At 65.9% G+C, this 17,859-nt stretch carries 13 protein-coding genes; 9 read left to right on the top strand and 4 right to left on the bottom strand.

Going from position 1 to position 17,859, the window contains the following annotated elements; translation table 11 throughout:
- The first annotated feature begins 46 nt into the window (after positions 1-46).
- Complete coding sequence (locus tag LVJ94_18240; protein WXB09162.1) at positions 47-442, top strand: TIGR02266 family protein; 396 nt, start codon at positions 47-49, stop codon at positions 440-442.
- Positions 443-464: 22 nt separating this feature from the next.
- Here LVJ94_18240 and LVJ94_18245 read toward each other — a convergent pair whose 3' ends face one another.
- Genes LVJ94_18245 through LVJ94_18260 form a run of 4 tightly spaced genes read right to left on the bottom strand, consistent with a single transcriptional unit; the run spans position 465 to position 4,827 of the window.
- Positions 465-2,267, bottom strand: coding sequence for a hypothetical protein (locus LVJ94_18245; protein ID WXB09163.1), 1,803 nt, complete (start codon positions 2,265-2,267; stop codon positions 465-467).
- A gap of 5 nt (positions 2,268-2,272) precedes the next feature.
- Positions 2,273-2,914, bottom strand: coding sequence for a hypothetical protein (locus LVJ94_18250; GenBank protein ID WXB09164.1), 642 nt, complete (start codon positions 2,912-2,914; stop codon positions 2,273-2,275).
- A 2-nt stretch (positions 2,915-2,916) separates the two neighbouring features.
- Positions 2,917-4,155 carry a hypothetical protein gene (locus tag LVJ94_18255; GenBank protein ID WXB09165.1) on the bottom strand — a complete coding sequence of 413 codons (1,239 nt, stop codon included), beginning with the start codon at positions 4,153-4,155 and terminating at the stop codon, positions 2,917-2,919.
- 39 nt (positions 4,156-4,194) lie between these two features.
- A complete protein-coding gene (locus LVJ94_18260; protein WXB09166.1) occupies positions 4,195-4,827 on the bottom strand; it encodes an RNA polymerase sigma factor in 633 nt (210 codons plus the stop codon).
- Positions 4,828-5,334: 507 nt separating this feature from the next.
- Between LVJ94_18260 and LVJ94_18265 the strand changes: the two genes are divergently transcribed.
- From LVJ94_18265 to LVJ94_18300, 8 genes are all read left to right on the top strand, one after another.
- The gene (locus LVJ94_18265) at positions 5,335-6,210 is read left to right on the top strand and encodes a hypothetical protein (protein WXB09167.1); all 876 of its coding nucleotides are present in this window, start codon (positions 5,335-5,337) and stop codon (positions 6,208-6,210) included.
- A gap of 38 nt (positions 6,211-6,248) precedes the next feature.
- Positions 6,249-8,660, top strand: coding sequence for a tetratricopeptide repeat protein (locus tag LVJ94_18270; GenBank protein ID WXB09168.1), 2,412 nt, complete (start codon positions 6,249-6,251; stop codon positions 8,658-8,660).
- A gap of 19 nt (positions 8,661-8,679) precedes the next feature.
- Entirely contained in the window at positions 8,680-13,053 is a 4,374-nt protein-coding gene (locus tag LVJ94_18275) for a tetratricopeptide repeat protein (GenBank protein WXB09169.1), read from the top strand.
- The gene (locus LVJ94_18280) at positions 13,050-14,387 is read left to right on the top strand and encodes a tetratricopeptide repeat protein (protein WXB09170.1); all 1,338 of its coding nucleotides are present in this window, start codon (positions 13,050-13,052) and stop codon (positions 14,385-14,387) included. The genes LVJ94_18275 and LVJ94_18280 overlap by 4 nt, the downstream gene beginning before the upstream one ends.
- 8 nt (positions 14,388-14,395) lie before the next feature.
- Positions 14,396-14,665, top strand: a complete 270-nt coding sequence (locus LVJ94_18285; GenBank protein ID WXB09171.1) for a hypothetical protein — start codon at positions 14,396-14,398, stop codon at positions 14,663-14,665.
- An 8-nt stretch (positions 14,666-14,673) separates the two neighbouring features.
- Positions 14,674-15,258 carry a hypothetical protein gene (locus LVJ94_18290; protein WXB09172.1) on the top strand — a complete coding sequence of 195 codons (585 nt, stop codon included), beginning with the start codon at positions 14,674-14,676 and terminating at the stop codon, positions 15,256-15,258.
- Between the two features lie 102 nt (positions 15,259-15,360).
- A complete protein-coding gene (locus LVJ94_18295) occupies positions 15,361-16,776 on the top strand; it encodes an AgmX/PglI C-terminal domain-containing protein (protein ID WXB09173.1) in 1,416 nt (471 codons plus the stop codon).
- A gap of 388 nt (positions 16,777-17,164) precedes the next feature.
- Entirely contained in the window at positions 17,165-17,824 is a 660-nt protein-coding gene (locus LVJ94_18300) for a hypothetical protein (GenBank protein WXB09174.1), read from the top strand.
- Positions 17,825-17,859: the final 35 nt, after the last annotated feature.

Genomic DNA, 17,859 nt, shown 5'->3' on the forward strand with positions numbered 1-17,859 from the left:
TTCCTTTGGGGTTGCGTCCGGCGCGATTGAGTGCCAAGGCGGTCAGATGGCAATGCGCGACGACGCGTCCAGTCCCCATAGCTCTGCCCCATCTTCGGAGGACCGCCGGCGCAACGACCGCTACGAGGTGATCTGGTCGGTGGATTGCGTAACGGACGAAACTTTTCTCTACGCGTCGATCACGAACATCAGCGAGATGGGCATTTTCGTGAAGACGCTGGAGCCGCTGCCCATCGGCACACGCCTTTTGCTCTCCTTCTCGCCCCCAGGCTACGAGCCGTTCAAACTCGGGGGCGTGGTGGCGTGGCAAAATCGCGTGAAGCTTCAAGCCGACAATCCGAACCCCGGAATGGGCGTCCGTTTCACCGAGCTGGGAATTCAAGAACGCGAACGGTTGGTCGAGGTCATTCGCACCATCGCGTATCTCCGCGGCGCAAACTAGCGCCCATGTTGGATTGAAAATCCTATTCGCCGACAGGGAAGCGGCGGCCGTAGATGCCGGAGCGCGAATCGTTCGTCGTATCCTCCCAGCCGATGGCCACGTAGGCGCCCGCGCCGCCGACGGCCACCGTGGGGTTCGCGCGGCCGCGTCCTGCGACGATGCTGGCCTGGAATTCGGTTTCCTGACCATCGACGTGGTTGAACAGTGCGCCGCCGTTGCCGCCGAGAAAGCGCCCGCGCACATGGCCGCTGGGGAAGTCGACCCACGCGGCGACGTACGAGCCGCCCACGGCGGAGGAGCTGGCGATGACCGGCGCGTTTTGCTCGCCGTCGCTCGCCACGTCGTTGATCGCATCGCGCTGATCGCCAGTGACGGCCTGCGCCCCATCGGCGGTCAACCTGTAGCGCTGGATGAAGATGTCGCCGTTCTTGCGGCCCTGATCGGCCCAGACGATGGCAAAGCGCCCATCCGGCAGCGTCGCCACCGAGGGATGCGACTGCACGCCGGTATGCGAGGCGTCGTTCACCGTCTGCTCCGGACCCACGAGGGCACCGTCGGACCCGATGAGCCGCATTTTGATATCGGTCCCGCTTTGCCACGTGGCCACGTACATCGCGCGGGCGGCGGCGCCCCCCGCTCCGAGCGTCGCGACCTTGATGCCGTGGCTGCTCGAACCGCTGCCTAGATCATCGTGCTGCGGTCCCAATGCCTTCGTGGTCGGGTTGTACGTGCGCCCGTGCACCCGCCCGCCCTCGACGTCCTCCCAGGCGATGAAGAACAGACCATCGGTGCCCAGCGCCACCGACGGCCGAATCTGCCGCCCGCCCTCGCCGTTGGCACCATTGATGACCTTGGGATCCTGCCGGGCTTGTTCCGCACCGAACGCCGGCGTCATGGAGCGCAGGCTGATGTCCGGCGAGCCGCCAATGTCGTCGTCGTAGACCACGTAATACCTGCCCGCCGCATAGACCGCTGCAGGACGAAACTGATTTCCACCTTCGGCCGTGGGCGGGAACGTGGCGGCGGCCGAGTTGTCGTTGGGCAGGTAGAACGAGAAGTTCTGCATCTCCGGCCCCTGCTTCGCGTACGGCGCGAATGCGTCGGAAAGCACGCGCATCGTCACCTCGGTCTGCCCCGGCGTCTGATCGCCGAAGAACGCCACGAAGCGCCCCGCATCGCTCCCAGGAGCCGATCCCGAGGGCCAAAGGAAGAACGGATCCCTCTTGTCGCCCGGCTTGCCGTTCGCGGTGCTCGGGGCACCGCGTCCGCCCGACAGGAGCACCTCGGAGGTGTGACAGGAATCGTCGCATATCGGGTCCGGCTTCTCGCACTGCTCCGTCGGCTCGATCACGCCGCTGCCGCAGAACGCGGGCTTGATGAAGCGCCGCATCCTGATCTCGACCGGCACCGCGTCTTGGTTGGCGATGGCCTTGCTGCATCCGACGGCCACACGCTCGCCGCTGCTGCCCACGCCTTCCGCGAAGAAGACCCGCACGTCGTTCGACTGCTCGATGGACACATCGCCGCAGAACTTCACGCCGTCGGCGCAGCCCTGGGACGAGAGCTCCTTCGTCGCGAGACGTCGCGCCGTTGGACCGGTGACGTTGCCGTCGGCCGCGCAGTCCACACCGTCCGCCGTGGCGTAGACGATGAGCGTGAGCTTGCGCACGTTGTCGAACACGCCGCGCGGAAACAACAGGGAAGGCCCGACCTTGGCCCGCGCCGCGCCGCCGTCTTCCGACGAACACGCCGCCGCGCCGGAGAGGCCCACGAGAAGCCCGAGGAGAAGTCGTACACCGCGCATGAGCTGCGTGGGTTTATACATGATTTCTACTTCGCCGATCGTTTCCAGAATCCCAGGAATCGCCTCTCCGCAGGTTTCGACGAAGCCTCGGGGATGCGACCCACCCCCACGAAGGAAAGCGCATCTTCCAGCGCACGACAGACCTCCACGCGCCCGCTCACATAGGCGCGACGATACCCGGCACGCGCCACACACTGCGCAACGCGCCCTGCCCATACTTCGATGGCTGCAGCGTCATCATCAGGGTAACCGCCGGTCACGGCGACCGATTCCTCGTCGATTCGAACGGCGCAAAATGGGTAATCCCACGCCGCTGCGGCATCGGCGCGGGCCAGATCCGCCTGGGCGGCGGCGAAGCCTTCCGCGGCCGCCGCGCGCATCGAAACCCACGGATCGATGGCGAAGTCGCTGCCGGTGGCCGTGACCGCGTAGGCACCATCCAGGGTCGACCCGAGCAGGGTGGGGGAGCCTCCCCGTGTCGCGATCAGATGCCCGAGGCGCCAGCACGCGTGGAGCACGTCGCGCTGGGCAAGGTGGCCGACGATGCCCTCCACGATGAGCGCCCGCAAGGTGCGCGTTGCTTCCACCACGTCGTGGTCCGCGGGCAAGAGGGCGCGCGCATGGTCCTGGGTGCACCATGCTTCGACGAGCGCATCGACCGATGCCACCGCTATTTCTTTTCCGCGGCCGGGGGGGCGGCCTTGCGCGACGGCATGTTGCGAACGCCGCCCTTTGCGCTCATCGCATCCAGCTCACTTTGTGCGCGCGCCGCGTGGGTCGGTACCGTGAGCAGGCGCCCGAACTGAGCCCGTGCCTTGTCCGTCTGCCCGATCTGCTTGTAACAGAGGGCTCCCTCGAAGGTGGCGTCGTAGCCCACCGAGGTGCCATAGGCGCGTGCCGCCACTTGATCGAAGCGCGACACCGCCTCCGCACAACCGCGCGACTCCCGCACACTGCGCGCCGCCCACAGCGATGCGCCGGCGTTGCCGTTCGCCGCCAACCCATCGAACGAGCGCGTCGCCTCGTCGTAGTTGTGCGCGCGGTACGAGGCCAGTGCCACCTCGAGGCTCGAACCCTGATCGCCCGAGCCTCCAGCTTGGGAGCCCGCTCCCGCATGCGAGTCGCTCCCGCTCCTCGAGATTCCCGCCACCCCCGCCTTGGAGGGACTCGGCGCTTGCGCCATCGGCGCGGCCTGCATCGGAGCGCCCCCGACGGCCGCGGCATTGCTCTCGCTTCCCTCGGTGAGACCCGACGAGGGCGCATTCACGGCCGGCGGAGCCGGAGGTGCGGTCGCCGCAGCCACCGGCATCTCCTTCGCCTCCTTGTCCTTCTCGTCGGCCCGTTCGCGACGCTCGTCTTTGGCCACCCAACCTTCGGCGCTTGCAAACGCCGGCGGAGCGGCTGCGGGCTTGCGCACCTCGATCGCACCATGCGCGCCGGTCGCGCGGTCCGTATCGAGCGGGTTGTCCTGCTCTTCGGCCGGTGCCGAAGCTGCAGGCGCGCCCTGCTCGGTCACCACCATGGGAGCGCTTCCCATTTGTTGAACGCTGCTCCGCGCGCGCAAGAGCAGCACGCTGGTCGAGCCGATCATCAAGAGGAACACGGCGGCCATCGCGGTCTGCGGGCGCATGGCCCAGCTTCCGGCCCAGGACACCACGCGCGAGATGCGCCCGCGCAAGGGCACGACCTTCTGCGCTTCCTTCGTGGCGGCCAGGATGCGCTCCTCCAGGCCCGCCGGGGGTTCCACCGTTTCGAGGATGGCGATGCGGCGGGTGGCCGAGAGCCCATGGAGCAAGCTGGCGCAACGCGCGCAGCCTGCGACATGTCGCTTGCTGGCGGCGCTCGTCAGCTCATCGAGCTCGTCGTAGAGCTCATCCATGAGCGTGCTCTCGAACTTCTCGCAGTCCATACCTTTCCTCTTATCGACTCCCTTATTGATCCACGTTGTTCATCGAAGCGCCCGCGCATACTCCTCGTACTCGCTGAGTGCGTCTTGCAGCCGTTCCAGCGCATAGCGCATCCGGCTCTTCACCGTATTTTCGGGAACCCCCGTGATCTCGGCAATCTCCTTGAAGGGGAGATTCGCTAGTTCGCGCATCAAAAACACCTCGCGCTGGTCGTCCGGAAGCCCCTCGACCGCCTTGGCGATCCGTTGCTTGATTTCCGTCCCGCCGGCGTCCCGCTCCACATTGGCTCGGTTGTCCGCGGTCTGCTCCCCCAAGGTCGGGCCATTGCCGTCGCCATCGCCCTGTGCGTCCCCGCGCGCCTCATCCAGAGAGGGGTGCCTTCGCAACGCCCGCTTTCGCATCTGGTCGATGCAGAGGTTGCGCGCGATCGTATAGAGCCAGGTGGTGAACCGCGCCTCGTGCTTGAAATCGGCCGCGTTTTGCACCACCCGCACGAAGGCGTCCTGCACCACGTCTTCCGCGGCCTGCGTCGCCCCGCCCAATTGCCGGTACGCAAAGTTGTAGAGCGGCGATTGGTGCCGTCGCACCAGTTGGGCAAAGGCCGTCCCGTCCCCGCGCTGGTAGCGGATCATCAGGGCTTCGTCGGTCACCTCGGGGCGGGCGGAAGTACTCACTGTACCTCCTCACGCACGCCGAGCGCCGCACCTGTCGCATTTGACTGGCACGATGCGCACAAGGGATGGCTGCTAACACGCGGGCAAACATTTCCTTTGAGGATCCGACGTGTAGGCCCCCCAAAAGATCTTTTGGCTCTCGCGTGGACTGCGCCCATGAGTTCGGCGTGCTCTCCCCGTGCTCGTTCTCCGACGTTCAACTTCGACAATGTATCGAGGATCTCGCCAGAAATGCCGCAGAAAAACGGCAGAAAGGAGGAGCGCGGAAGAGCGAACCTTTCGGCCGGCTACTCTAATTCAGGCTACGCCCCACGGGCTACAGGCTACAGTGGCTCGCTTTGAATGTCCGGGCGGACGGGGGAACCCCAAGAGGCCTCAAGCGGACTTCTCGTTGCAAGCCAGCGCCGGGCACAACTAGACTGCCCATCGCAGTACGCAGTAGCTGGCTTGGTTTTGTGTCTTGGATTTGTGAAGAGGAAGGGTTTCCGAATGCGACGTCATGCGGCAATGGGTCTCACTTTTCTTCTGTCGGTTGCGGTTTCGTTCTCGGTCATCGCGCAGCAACCGACGGCCACGAAGGGGGATGGAAAGGCTGGCACGGCGAAAGATGGCGGAGCAACATCCACCGCGAGTCCCGCAGGACAGGCAGCAGCTACGGGAGGGGCAGCGGCGGGTGCTGCCAAAGATGGCGGCGCGCCCGTAGGCGCGACCGGCACGGCGACAGGGTCTGCGTCTGGGCAGATGGATGGCCAAACGTATGCGGTACGCCTGCGCGATCTGGAGGCACGGGTCGACGAGCTGAAAGACCAGATTGGTCGCAGCCACCGACGTCTCGCCCTGCTGTCGGACACGATCATGACGCAGGGGGCGGGAGGTTCGCGCTCCGAGATTACATTCCACAACGAAATGTCGAGCGCCTTCAAACTGACGCGGGCCCTCGTCACGCTCGACGGCGCCGTTCAGTACAACCGGCAAGACGAGACGGGCGCACTGGCCGATCAGAAAGACGTTCCGATCTTCAGCGGCTCGGTGCCCGCCGGCGACCACACGATCTCCGTCGTCCTGAATTTCCAGGGTAACGGGTACGGCGTCTTCACGTACTTGCGCGGCTACAAGTTCGAGGTGAAGTCGAGCCACTCCTTCACGGCCGTGGAGGGCAAGACCATGACCGTGGACGCCACGGCGCTGGAAAAGGGCGGCGTCACCACGCCGCTCGAGCAGCGCCCCACCATCGAGTGGCACGAGAAGGTGCAATCGCTCGGTGCACAGCCGGTTCCGGCGGGTGCAGCTCCAGGCGGGGCCACGGCGCCTGCGGCCGCCCCCGCACCCGCTGGCAGCGCGTCCGGTAGCGTGGGCGTCTCGGTCGGCGGGGGCAAAAAGTGAGAGGGCGGGCGCGCCTACAAGACTGGCGCGTCTATCGCGTGTTTCTCGCGATAGGCGTTCCGCTGGTCTTACTTCCCTCGGCGGCCTTCGCCGAGAGCTCCGACGAAAAAGCTCGCAACGCGCAGGCCGACATTCAGCAGGCCGATCGCGACGTTCCGTCGGTCAACGCTTCCGTCGCCAACGCGCGCACGCAGCTTCTTTCCGCCGAGCAGCGCGTCGCCAACGGCGAAATCCTCTACCGCATGAAGGACTACGACCGTGCGGCGGTCGTCCTCGGCGAAATCATCGAGGGGTACCCCAACACCCCGAGCTATCCGGACGCGATGTTCCTGCGCGGCGAGACGTACTACGCCTCGCAGCAGTACCTCTCGGCCCGGCGCGATTACCGGCAGCTGGTCGATCGCGGGGGAGAGCCGCGCTTCCAGCCGTACTTCGGCAAGGCCCTGGCGCGTCTCGTGGACGTGTCGGTGCGCCTTGGCGACACCGCCTCGCTGGACGACGTGTACCAGCGCCTCCAGCAGGTGCCTCCGGTCCAGGTCAACGCGGGCATCCAGTACGCGCGCGGAAAAGCTTCGTATTTCCGCAAGGATTACTCCACCGCGGGGCAGCACTTCGGCCAGGTGCAGAACGGCACGCCGTACACGCACCAGGCGCGGTACTTCTCGGGCCTCGTGGCCATCAAGCAGGCGCGCCCCAACGCCAACCCAGGCAACCCGGTGGGCAAGCCCCTGCCGGTGGAGGGCGTCGTCAGCAACGAGCCGCGCCCCACGCCGCTCAACTACAAGCCGGCCATCGAGGCGTTCCGCCAAGTGACCGTGCTCCCGGCCGATACGCCGGAACACCAGCACGTCATCGACCTGGCGTGGATGGCCATTGGCCGCTTGTTCTACGAGATGGACCAGTTCAACCAAGCCAGCGAGGCGTATGCGCGCGTCGGCCGGGAGTCCCCCGAGTTCGACACGATGCTCTACGAGTTGGCCTGGGTCTACGTCCGCCTGGGCGACGTGCAGCGCGCCGAGCGCGCGCTGGAAGTGCTCTCCATCGCGGATCCCGACTCGAGCTACGCCGGCGACGGCACCTTGCTTCGGGCCGATTTGCTTCTGCGCGCGGGGGCCTTCGACAAGGCGCTGCAGCTCTACCTGGGCGTGCGCGAGCAGTACGATCCGATGCGGGTCAAGGTGGAGAACTTCCTCGAGTCCACCAAGGACCCGGCGGTTTACTACGAGAAGCTCTCGCAGCAGCAGCTCGATGCCCTCGACACGACCGAGCAGCTTCCGCCGCTCGCCGTCCGGTGGGCGCGCGAGGCCGAGGACGGTCCCGCAGCGTTCCGCGTGATCGACGACATCAACCAGTGCAAAAAGCTCATCACCGACTCCGAGCGCCTCATCGACAAGCTGATCACGGTGAGCCAATCGGCGAACCGCGTGCGAGCTTTTCCCGAGCTTCTCGCCGGCGAGCAGCGTGCGCTGGGCCTCATCAACAAGGTTGCCCGGGCGCGCGTGCGCCTGGCGCAGGGCCTGGACGACGAGGAGCCGTCGGAGCTCTCCGGTGAAATCGCGAGCGTGCGCGCACAGCGGCGCAGTCTGATGAGCGTCGTCCAGCAAACGCCGGTCACGCAGGAAGACTTCGACGAGCGTGATTACGTCGGCAGCCTGCAGTGGAACAAGGTGTCGCAGGAGCTCTCACGCCGCGTGAGGGAGGTCGACTACCTCCACGCCGTGGTCAACGGCCTGCGGCGCATGCTGCGGGAGGACGCCCAACGCGGCGTCGCACGCGATCCGGCGAGCGTGCAGCGCATCCAGGGAGAACTCGACGACAACGAGCGCCAGCTCAAGACGTACCAGGAGTCCGCCACGGAGCTGCGCCGGCAGATCGAGATTGGCCGCGCGCAAATCGGCCTGGGCGACGCGCGCTACCAGAACGATGCGCTGGCGCGGCAGCAATTCCGCGACCTGGTCGAGCGCGAGGCGCAGCTAGCCTCGGGCGGGCAGGCGGGGTCGAATGCGCAGGCGTACGCCCAGCGCATCTCGCCCATCTTGTCGCAAGCGCGCCAGACCGAGGAGCGCGTCACCGCGGCGTTCAACCAGCTCGAAGTGCAGGTCGCCCAGCGGGTGGCCGAACTGCGCGGCAAAATCGACGTCGAGGCGAAGAAGATCGAGGGCTACAAGGTGCAGCTCGGCGCCCTCGACGGAGAGGCTCACGACCTCGTGGGTCACGTCGCGGAGCGGAACTTCACCTTGGTGCGAGACAAGATTCGGGGGATCGTTCTCCGGGCGGACGTCGGCATCACCGAGCAAGCCTGGGAGGTGCGCGAGGAAGAACTCGAACGGGTTCGTAACCTCCAACACGAGCGCGCGCGCGAGGAGCAACTCCTCGACGAAGAGCTGCGTGAAGTGCTCGACGACGCTGGCGAGTCGCCTTCGTCGGCACCGCCGGCCCCCGCGAAGTAGAGACCAAGTGAGACAGCTTATGACCAACCAGAGCTTTTCGAGAAAGCGGTTCCGGCGTAGCCACGTGTTCGCAGCAGGTACCGCGGGCCTCTTGATGGCGGTCCTCTCGGTCTCCAGCTTCGCGCAGACGGCAGCCCCCGGTCGGCAGCCGGCAGGGGGCGCCGCAAAAGATGGCGGCGCCCCGCCTCCGAACTCCCCTAGTTCCCCGCCCACCCCCGGCTTTCAGGCCGGAGCATCGGCTAGCGCAGGCGATGCCGGTGTCAACGCGGCGGCGACCGGCGATGCCGGTGCACTTCGCGGCTTGCTTGCGACCCCCGACGGCGGCGTTTCCCAGGTACCCACCTTGGCGCCGCCGATCACGCGCAAGACCGTCCCGCCGCCCCCGCCGCCTTCGCCCGCGCAGGTGCAGGCCCTCGGTGAGCTGAAGACCGAGGCCGACATCTACGAGCAGGGCGCGAAGGAGTACCGCGACACCGTCACCACGATCATCAAGCTCCACTACGAGACGAAGAAGCGCACGATCCTCTCCGGCCTCGATCGCGAAATTGCGACCGAGAAAGAGGAACTGCGCAAGGCGCGCGACACCGCCATTTTGCGCCTCGAGGAGTTCATCGCGAAGTACTCCGGCCCGCGCGCCCATCCCGAGGCGACGCCCGACGCCATGTACCGCCTCGCGGCCCTCTACGAGGAGCGTGCGCGCTCGGACGAGGCGAAGGACGACCTCTCCGTCGGTCTCAAGCCGGCCATCGGCCTGTACAAGCGCGTCATCGTCGAGTTCCCGAAGTACCGCGAGCTGGCGGGCATCTACTACTTCCTCGGCCACGCCTACAACGACTCGAGCCGCACCGAAGAAGCGCAGCAGGTGTGGCGCTCGCTCGTCTGCCACAACAAATTCGCGTACCCGACGCCGCCCGATCCGAAGAACCCCGAGGCCGACAGCATCGTGCAGCTGCCTCAGGACAACACGGAAGAGTATTGGCGCGCCTGGCGTTCGCGGCATCAGGACTACAAGAGCGCGAAGGTCAACAAGCCGGAAAACCGCTACGTCGACCCGTACCCGAACTCCTGCGAGCCGATCCCCCAACCGGGCCTGCGCCCGGGTGAAGATCCCAAGTACGTGGCCGAGGTCTGGTGGCAGATCGGCAACTGGGAGTTCGACAACCTCGACATGCGCGGCGGCGTCGTGCGCGAAGAGATCGCGGCGGTGTGGGACTACAACCGCGCGGCGAGTGCCTACCAGCACTCCATGCAGTTCAAGAAGCCGCCGCTCTACGGCGTCGCGCTCTACAAGTACGCGTGGACGCTCTTCAAGCAGCAGCGCTACGAGTCGGCGACCAAAGAGTTCGTCCACCTCCTGCTCTACACCGACGAGCAACAGAAGCTCACCGGCGATCCCGGCGCGGACTTCCGAAGCGAGGCGTACACGTACATCGCCGGCTCGCTGACGAACCTCGACTTCAAGGGCCCCGAGCCCGAGGAGCCGTTCATCCAGCGGCCCGACATCGTCGACACCGAGCCGAAGCCCGAGGTGGCCGAGGCCAAGCTTCACATTGCGGTCGATCGGGTTCGGGATCCACAGCTCATTCCGCAAGACAAGCCGTGGACCATCGAGATCTACAAGGCGCTCGCGCAGGAGTTCCGTAGCCTCAACCAGTTCAACAACGCCATCGAGGTGTACGAGTCCATCCTCAAGAAGTGGCCGATGGACCCCACGGCGCCGGACGTGCAGAACGCCATCGCCGAGACGTACGACCAGATGAACATGACGAAGCGCCCGAACACGCCGGAGCACGACGCGATCGCGGCGAAGGCGCTCGAGGCGCGCACCAAGTTGGCGAACTACATCGGCAACACGCCGTGGGTCGACGCCAACAAGGAAAACCCGGCGGCGATTCAAAACGCCGAGCGCCTCGTCAAAGGCGGTCTGCGCCAGGCGGCCGCGCAGCACACGAACAACGGCAAGCAGCTCCTCGTCGCGGCCAGCGAAACGGGCGATCCGAAGCAGCAGCTCGAGCTCCTCGGCCGCGCGCAGGCGGAGTACAAGCTCGCAGCGCTGGGATGGTACGGCTTCGTGAAGCAGGACGAGAACGCACCGGACGCGTACGAGAGCCGGTACTGGCTGGCGGACGCGCGGCACAAGGAGCTTCGCATCGCGGTGCTCTTGCACAAGCTGCAGCCGCAAAGGTCGCCGGAGCCGACGCAGGATCAGATCGAGGGCGCGAAGATCGCGGCCATCGACGTGCGCGACTCGAACGAGGACGACAAGTACCTCTCCAACGCGGCGTTCTTCGTCGTCGAGGAGAGCGACGTGTACCGCGACCTCGAGTACCAGCGCTTCGACGACTCCAAGGGCACCATCGGCTTCGCCAAGCGCACCGAGGTTCGGTTCGACAACGACGGGCCGGACAAGAAGGTGCAGCGCGATCCGGTTCCGCCGAGCGTGCTCGCGAGCATCCAAGCCCGCGACGAGTACGTGCAGCGCGTGCCTCCGTCGCTCGACGCGGAGAAGCGCTCGCTCGAGTACCAGTTCTACGCGGCCGACATGTACTTCGTGTACGGCCAATTCGACCAAGCCCGCCCGCGCTACGAGCAGATGTACAAGACGGAGTGCGGCAAGTCGGAATACGGCTACAAGGCTTGGGAAAAGCTCATCACGATGAGCAACCTCGAGCGCGATGTCGATCGCTCGCGCCAATTGGCCGAGGCGGAAAAGGCGCATTCGTGCGCGGTGACCGAGGAGAACAAGGCTTCGGCCGGCATCCTGGTCAACCCGACCTTGCAAGAGGCCGCGTACATCGACGCGCGCAAGAAGTTCAAGCAGGCGAAGGACGCACCGCCCGGGCCGGAGAAGCAGAAGCTCTGGCGCGAGGCCGCCGGCATGTACGAAGCCGCACTCTCGGCCGCCCCCGGCCGCGACGAGGCACCGGAGGCCGCGATGAACGCCGCCTACGCGTACAAGCAGGTCGGTGAGTTCAACAAGGCCATCGAGCTTTACAACAAATTCATCGCCGAATACGGCAGCGAAGCGCGCTTGGATGCCCTGCAGAAGGGGGATCCGAAGGCGAAGGTCGCGCCGAATCCGAAGCAGTACCAGGAGCGCCTGCAGTACTTGGGCACGGCGTACGACGAACTCGGGACCACGTACTACGGCTTCTTCAACTACCAGAAGGCCGCCGAGACGTACGAGAAGGTCGCCGGCAACCCGCGCTTCGACGAGAAGAAGCGCAAGGAAGCCGCCAAGAACGCGATGATCCTGTACGCGAACATGGGTCAGCGCGACAAGATGCGTGCAGAGTACACCACCTTCACCAAGCTGAATCCGACCGCCGAAGAGAAGGCGAATGCGGACTTCCTGGTGGCGGACTACGACCACAAGCAGTGGAACCCGTCCGGCCCCGACACGGGCGCGAATCGGCAGACGCGCCTCGCGGCGCAGCAGTCCCTCGCGGCGTTCTACAACACCAACAAGGGCAAGCGGGACGCCTCGCGCTACGTGCTCCAGGCTGCGTACTTCCACGCGAAGATGCAGAAGACCGCCGACGACAAGGGCTACCGCACCTGGTTCAAGAACACGATCCAGTCGTGGGAGACCTTCCGCAACGCGGGATTCGCCACCAAGGACGGCAAGCCGGAGGCGCTCACGCCGCCGTTCGCGGACTACCCCGCGGAGGCCGAGTACACCTTGGCGGAGGACGAGATCAAGGCCAAGTACGACACCGATCGCCACAAGTACACGGGGGCGACGGAGGACGTCATCGGCGCGGTGGATCCGAAGACGGGCCGGGTCATCAAGACCGGCAAGTACCAGTCGAACGCGAAGGCGGCCGAGACCTACGATCAGCAGCTGCAGCACGTCGTCAGCACGTACCCGTCGCTCGAGTGGGTGCCGGCGGCGCAGGCTCGCCAGGGCGCCATCTACGACACGCTCCGCTCGGGCCTTTACAACGCGACCTCGCCGCCGCTCAAGCTGTTCACTCCGCAGCAGGAAGCGATGCTGAAGAAGCTCGAGGCGAGCGGTCGCGACAACCTGATCGAACAGGCGGACGAGATTCGCTCCACCGTCAAAGAAGGCTGGCGCACCAAGCGTGACAAGGAGCTTGCGGCCGCGGACGAAGTCATGGTCCGCCGCTACGCTTCCGCGGTGGCGTTGGCGCGGCAGTACAACGTACGCAACCCCGCGGTGACGCATGCGATCGAGCGGCTCGCGTACTTCACGGACATCCTCGGCGATGCGAAAATGCGCGAATACGTGACCAAGACCAAAGATCCGAACGACCCGTCGAAGACGCGCAATCTCGACTACAAAGACGGCCAGTACGTGCAATCGCGACCCGGCATCACGTCGGTCCCGGCGCCCTCGGGCGCGGCGTCGCCCCTCCCGGTGGCGCCATGAACGCGACGCGATTCTCACTTGGGCTCTTTGTTCTCCTTGCTGGCGCGCCGCTTGGTGTGGTGACGGGTTGCGGTGGTTCGGACCCGAAGGTCGAATACCCGCAGACCGACGCCGGCGGGCCCGTACAAACCGGTAGCGGCGCGCAGGTCGGCGTCGCTGATCCGGGGCCGCCCGGCGAATCGAGCGGCCTCACGGGCGCAGCGAAGGATGCCTACGATCGCGGCTGGAAAGCATGGCTCTCGGGCGATCTGCCCGGCGCCAAGTCCGCCTTCAAGGAGGCGCTCGACAAGGCGCCGACCTCGCCGGCCGCGCACTACTCGCTCGGCACGGTGCTCGATCGCCTCGGCGACAACTCCGGCGCGCAGCAGGAATTCCGCGCGGCCTTCAGTGCGAAAGCCGACTACGAGCCGGGTATTTGCGCGTACGCGCTCTCGCTGGCGCGCACCGGGCACGCAGGCGAGGCGAACACCTTCATCTCCGACAAGCAGGTGAAGATGGGGAAGTCGCCGCGCATCCTCACGTGCGCCGCCGACGTGAAGTCGCTGGCCAACGACAGTGCGGGCGCCCAACAAGCAGCCCAGGACGCGCTGCGCATCGACCCCGACTACAAAGACGCGATGGTGGCGATCGCGCGCGATCACTACAAAGCGCACCGCACCGAGCTGGCGAAGTACGCGCTGCAGGCCATTCTCGACGGCTTCGGCGACTCCAGCCCGCCGCGTGACAAGGACAACGCCGAGGCGCACCTGATTCGCGGGTTGATCTTGCGCGAGCAGGGCAATCGCCAGCAAGCCATGGCGGATTTCCAGGCCGCGGTGAACAAGCGTCCCGACATGGTGGAGGCGCTCATCCAGCTCGGGGCGATGAAGCTCGAGGCGGGTAACGTGGGCGAGGCCCTTCCGCTTCTCGAGGGCGCGGTTCGTTTCGGACCGAACAACCCGCTCGCCCACTTGAACTTGGGCGATGCGTACCGGCTCTCGGGCCGGCCGCAGGACGCGAAGAAGGAGTTCGACACGGCGCTCTCGCAAGACTCGAGCTTGGCGGTGGCGCACTACGATCTCGGCCTGCTCTATCTCTTCACGCCCAACGTCCCCGGAGCCACGGCGGACTCGCAGGTGGCCACGGCCATCAAGGAATTCGAAACGTACCGCTCGATGCGCGGCGCCAAGGCCCCCCCGGGCCAGAGCGACGACGTGGACGAGCTTCTGAGCCGCGCCAAGGCCAAGCAGGCCGAAATGAAGAATGCGGCCGCAGCCGGAACGGGTGGCGGAGGGGCACCCGCAGGATCGGGCAGTGCTCCCAAGGCGGGCCCTCAGCCCGTGCCGAAGAAGTGAGGTATGCGATGACCAAGCGAATCGTCTCGGGACTTTGTTTCGCGGTAGCCCTCCTCACCGCGGGGTTGGCGTCGGCCCAGCAGGCCGGCGGGGCAAAGGGAGCTGCCGGTGGCGGCGGCAAGGTGATCACCATCGGTGAGGTCACCATCGTCGGCCGCGTCCAGAAGCCCATCGCCTCGGTCGACGTGAGCAAAATCCAGGCGAAACTGACCTTGGCCGAGCTCCGTCAGCCCTTTTTGGATCGCATCGAGCAGGCGACGCTCAAAGAGCCCTTTTAAGTCTCGCTTTGATTTTCGTCGTACTGGCCAGCCTGGCCGTGGTGCTGACGTGCATCGGGGCCAGCGTTCGAAGGTTGTACTTTGCAACGACACCGACGGCGCTGGATCCCGCGCCGTTGGTGAAGGCCCTCACGGGCCCGAAGGGAAGGGCGGCCTACGAGCAGGTGTGCGCGGCCATCGTCGCGACGCCCGAAGCCGACTGGGAGCGCGACGTCGTGGAGGCGTTGGCGCAGCCTACGGGCCTGCGCGCGGCGATGATCAACGAGCAGCTGAGCGAGCTCGATTACCGGCTCCAGCGCTGGATTCGTGTCCCGCGCGTGTGCGCGAGCATCTCCAGCAGCACCGGCTTTCTCCTCGCGGCGATGGCCTTGCGCATCGGCCTCTCGGGCATCGAAAATCTGGCCGACGTCGACGTGGGCGATCGCCTCAACGCGGCGGCGCTCGATGCGCTGGGTATCGCTGCCCTTGGCATGTGGGGAACGGTGACATGCATCTCGATTCAAATGCAGGCTCGCCGCGCGGTGAAGGCGCGCCTCCAGCTGACCGACAAATGGATCGAGCGCCTCGAAGCGCTGCAGCCGAGCCAAGCTTGATCGCGGTCCTTTTCCGAACGGTGGAATTCGGCTACCGTTCCAGCGGATGAAACTTTTGGCCTAGACCAGCCGTCCAACAGCCACGGGAGAAGAGGCGAGCGAATGTCGCAGACGCACCAAGGATCGGGCGCAGGGCAGCAACCGGGACAGAATCGCCCCGGGCAGATGACCGCTGTCATGCGGGCGGTCGCGCAGCAGGCTGGGCCGAAGGTTCTGCGCATCGGTCTCGTACAAGGTGGGCGGGTCATCGAGGAGCGCATTATCAAGCAGCGCACCAGCGTGACCATCGGCACCAGCGAGAAGTCGATGTTCGTCATCCCCTCGCAGAGCGTCCCCGCGCAGTTCAAGCTGTTCGAGCTGATCGGCAGCGAGTACCACCTGAATTTCCTCGACGGCATGAAGGGCCGCGTCGCGCTTCAAACCGGCATCAGCGACATCGAGGGCCTTCGTGGCCAAGCACGCCGCGTGGGCAACGCCTACCAAGTTCGCCTCACGGAAGAAGCGCGCGGCAAAATCGTGGTCGGCGAGACCACGTTCCTCTTCCAATTCGTCGCTCCGCCGCCGCCCCAGCCGCGCCCGCAGCTTCCGCTGTCGGTCAAAGGTGGCTTGGCCAGCCAGATCGATTGGGATCTGACCATCATCGCGGCCTTCAGCTTTCTGCTGCACTTCGGCTTGATCGGCGCCATGTACTCGGACTGGATGGATCCGCCGGTCAACGAGGACTTCAACATTCAGGGCCTGGTCGACCTATCGAAGAACCTCCCGCCGGTGCAGACCGAAACGCCCACCGATGCCACCCCGAGCCCCTCGGCCACGTCCACGGCGAGCCAGGCGTCGGAAGGAAAGAAGGCGTCGGCCGGAGGCAAGGCCGGTGGCTCGGTAAGCGATGCGAAGGCCGCCGCGCTTTCGCAACAGGCCGAGGCGATGCAGATGCAAATGCTCGCAGCCTTCGGTGGCAATTCCGCGGTGCAGGGTGCGCTCAATCGAAGCGACATTCCCCCGCAGGACTTGAGCGGCGTGGCCAAATCCGGCGCGGGCGTCTCCAACACCGGCGGCGATCTCCGACTCGGCTCGGGCGGTGGCGGCGTGGTTCAACCCGGCAAAGCCGGCGGCGGCCTCGCGGGCATCGGCAACACGGGCGGTGGCGGCACCGGTTCGGGCGCTGGCAAAGAGACGGCGGTCAAAGGGCCGACGGGCGACGCGCAGATCGGCTCGACCACGGCATCGGTCCCCGTCTCCAACGCCGAACGCGTGGTGGCGGGCCTCCGTCCCAAGTTCCGCGCTTGCTACAACAAGGGGCTCGCAACCGATCCCGGCATGGCGGGCGCCGTCACCATCGTCACCAAGGTCGCCCCCAACGGCGAGGTGAGCGCCGCCGACGCGTCCAACGTCTCGGGTCTCTCGTCCGACGTCGTGTCGTGCATCCAACGCGCGGTGCGCAACGCGCAGTTCGACGCCCCAGGCGGAAGTGGCTCGACGATCAACATTCCGGTCAAATTCGTCCAACAGGGCAAATAGCGCCAGCCGGCTTCTCCCTCGTGACGCAGCCGTAGAGAAACCCCGTTCAGTATCTTGTGGGGCTATGAATGGCTAGCTGCCGGGGTGCACCGAACCTCCCGTCACGCAAATCCCGCTTGATACAGGGGAGATACAGGTTCATCGCCAGGTTTAGTTTTTGCCCGGATGAGTCACGCCGGGTGGTTGACACCCCTAGGGGCCGTCGATAGAGTCCGCGAATAACTCGCTCCAGCACACTGCGGCATGAAGCAGCACTGAAGTTTAGCGTTAGCGTGCGAGAGCTTTGCGGTACCCCCCCTGGCATCACTTCCAGACCATGAGGGTTGGAATGCTAGTCCGCTCGCCGTCACGTTCAGCATCCACTTCAGCATCCAGTACGAAGGGCACCGTGCTCAAAACCCTCGCGGGCTTTGCTTTGATCGCGCTGGTCGCAGGACCGGCCGGTGCGCAGACCGGGGCACCCCCCCCGCAGCTGCCGCCCCCCTCCGGAACACCGGCCGCAGCCACGAACCCGCGCCCTTCGGACGCGATTCAGCCCGGCGCGAGTGCGCAGGCAGGTGTTCAGGCAGACGCTCAGGTCGGCTTCGGTCGTCGCGTTCAGCTGAGCCCCCAAGAAGAAGTGCAGGAGGCGGACCGGTCGCTTTCGCGGATGGAAGGCGCGGCCATGGGCATCCGCAAGCAGCTCGAACAGGCCCGTCAGCAGAGGGACGTCGTCAAGACCCTTTGCTTGAACGACAAGCTTTCCCAGACCGACGTGGCCATTCGCTCCGCGCGGGATCGGGCGACCGCCCTCAAGATGGCGGCGCAGCGCAACGACGTGGAGTTGGCCAACCACGAATTCACGATTTTGACGGTGCTTCGTCAACGCACCGAGCAGCTCACCGCCGAGGCCAATCAGTGCATCGGCGAGGAGTCGGCATTCATTGGCGACACGCAGACGACGATGCTCGTCGATCCGAACCTCCCCGTGGAAGACACAACGGCCTTCCCACCGCTCGATCCGATCGCGATTTCCGAACCGCCCAAGTGCACTTCATGCAGTAGGTAGGCATCGCAAGTGCCGTCGGACGACGTCATCGCCAG

This window comes from Sorangiineae bacterium MSr11367, from assembly GCA_037157805.1.
Lineage (GTDB): Bacteria > Myxococcota_A > Polyangia > Polyangiales > Polyangiaceae > Pendulispora > Pendulispora rubella.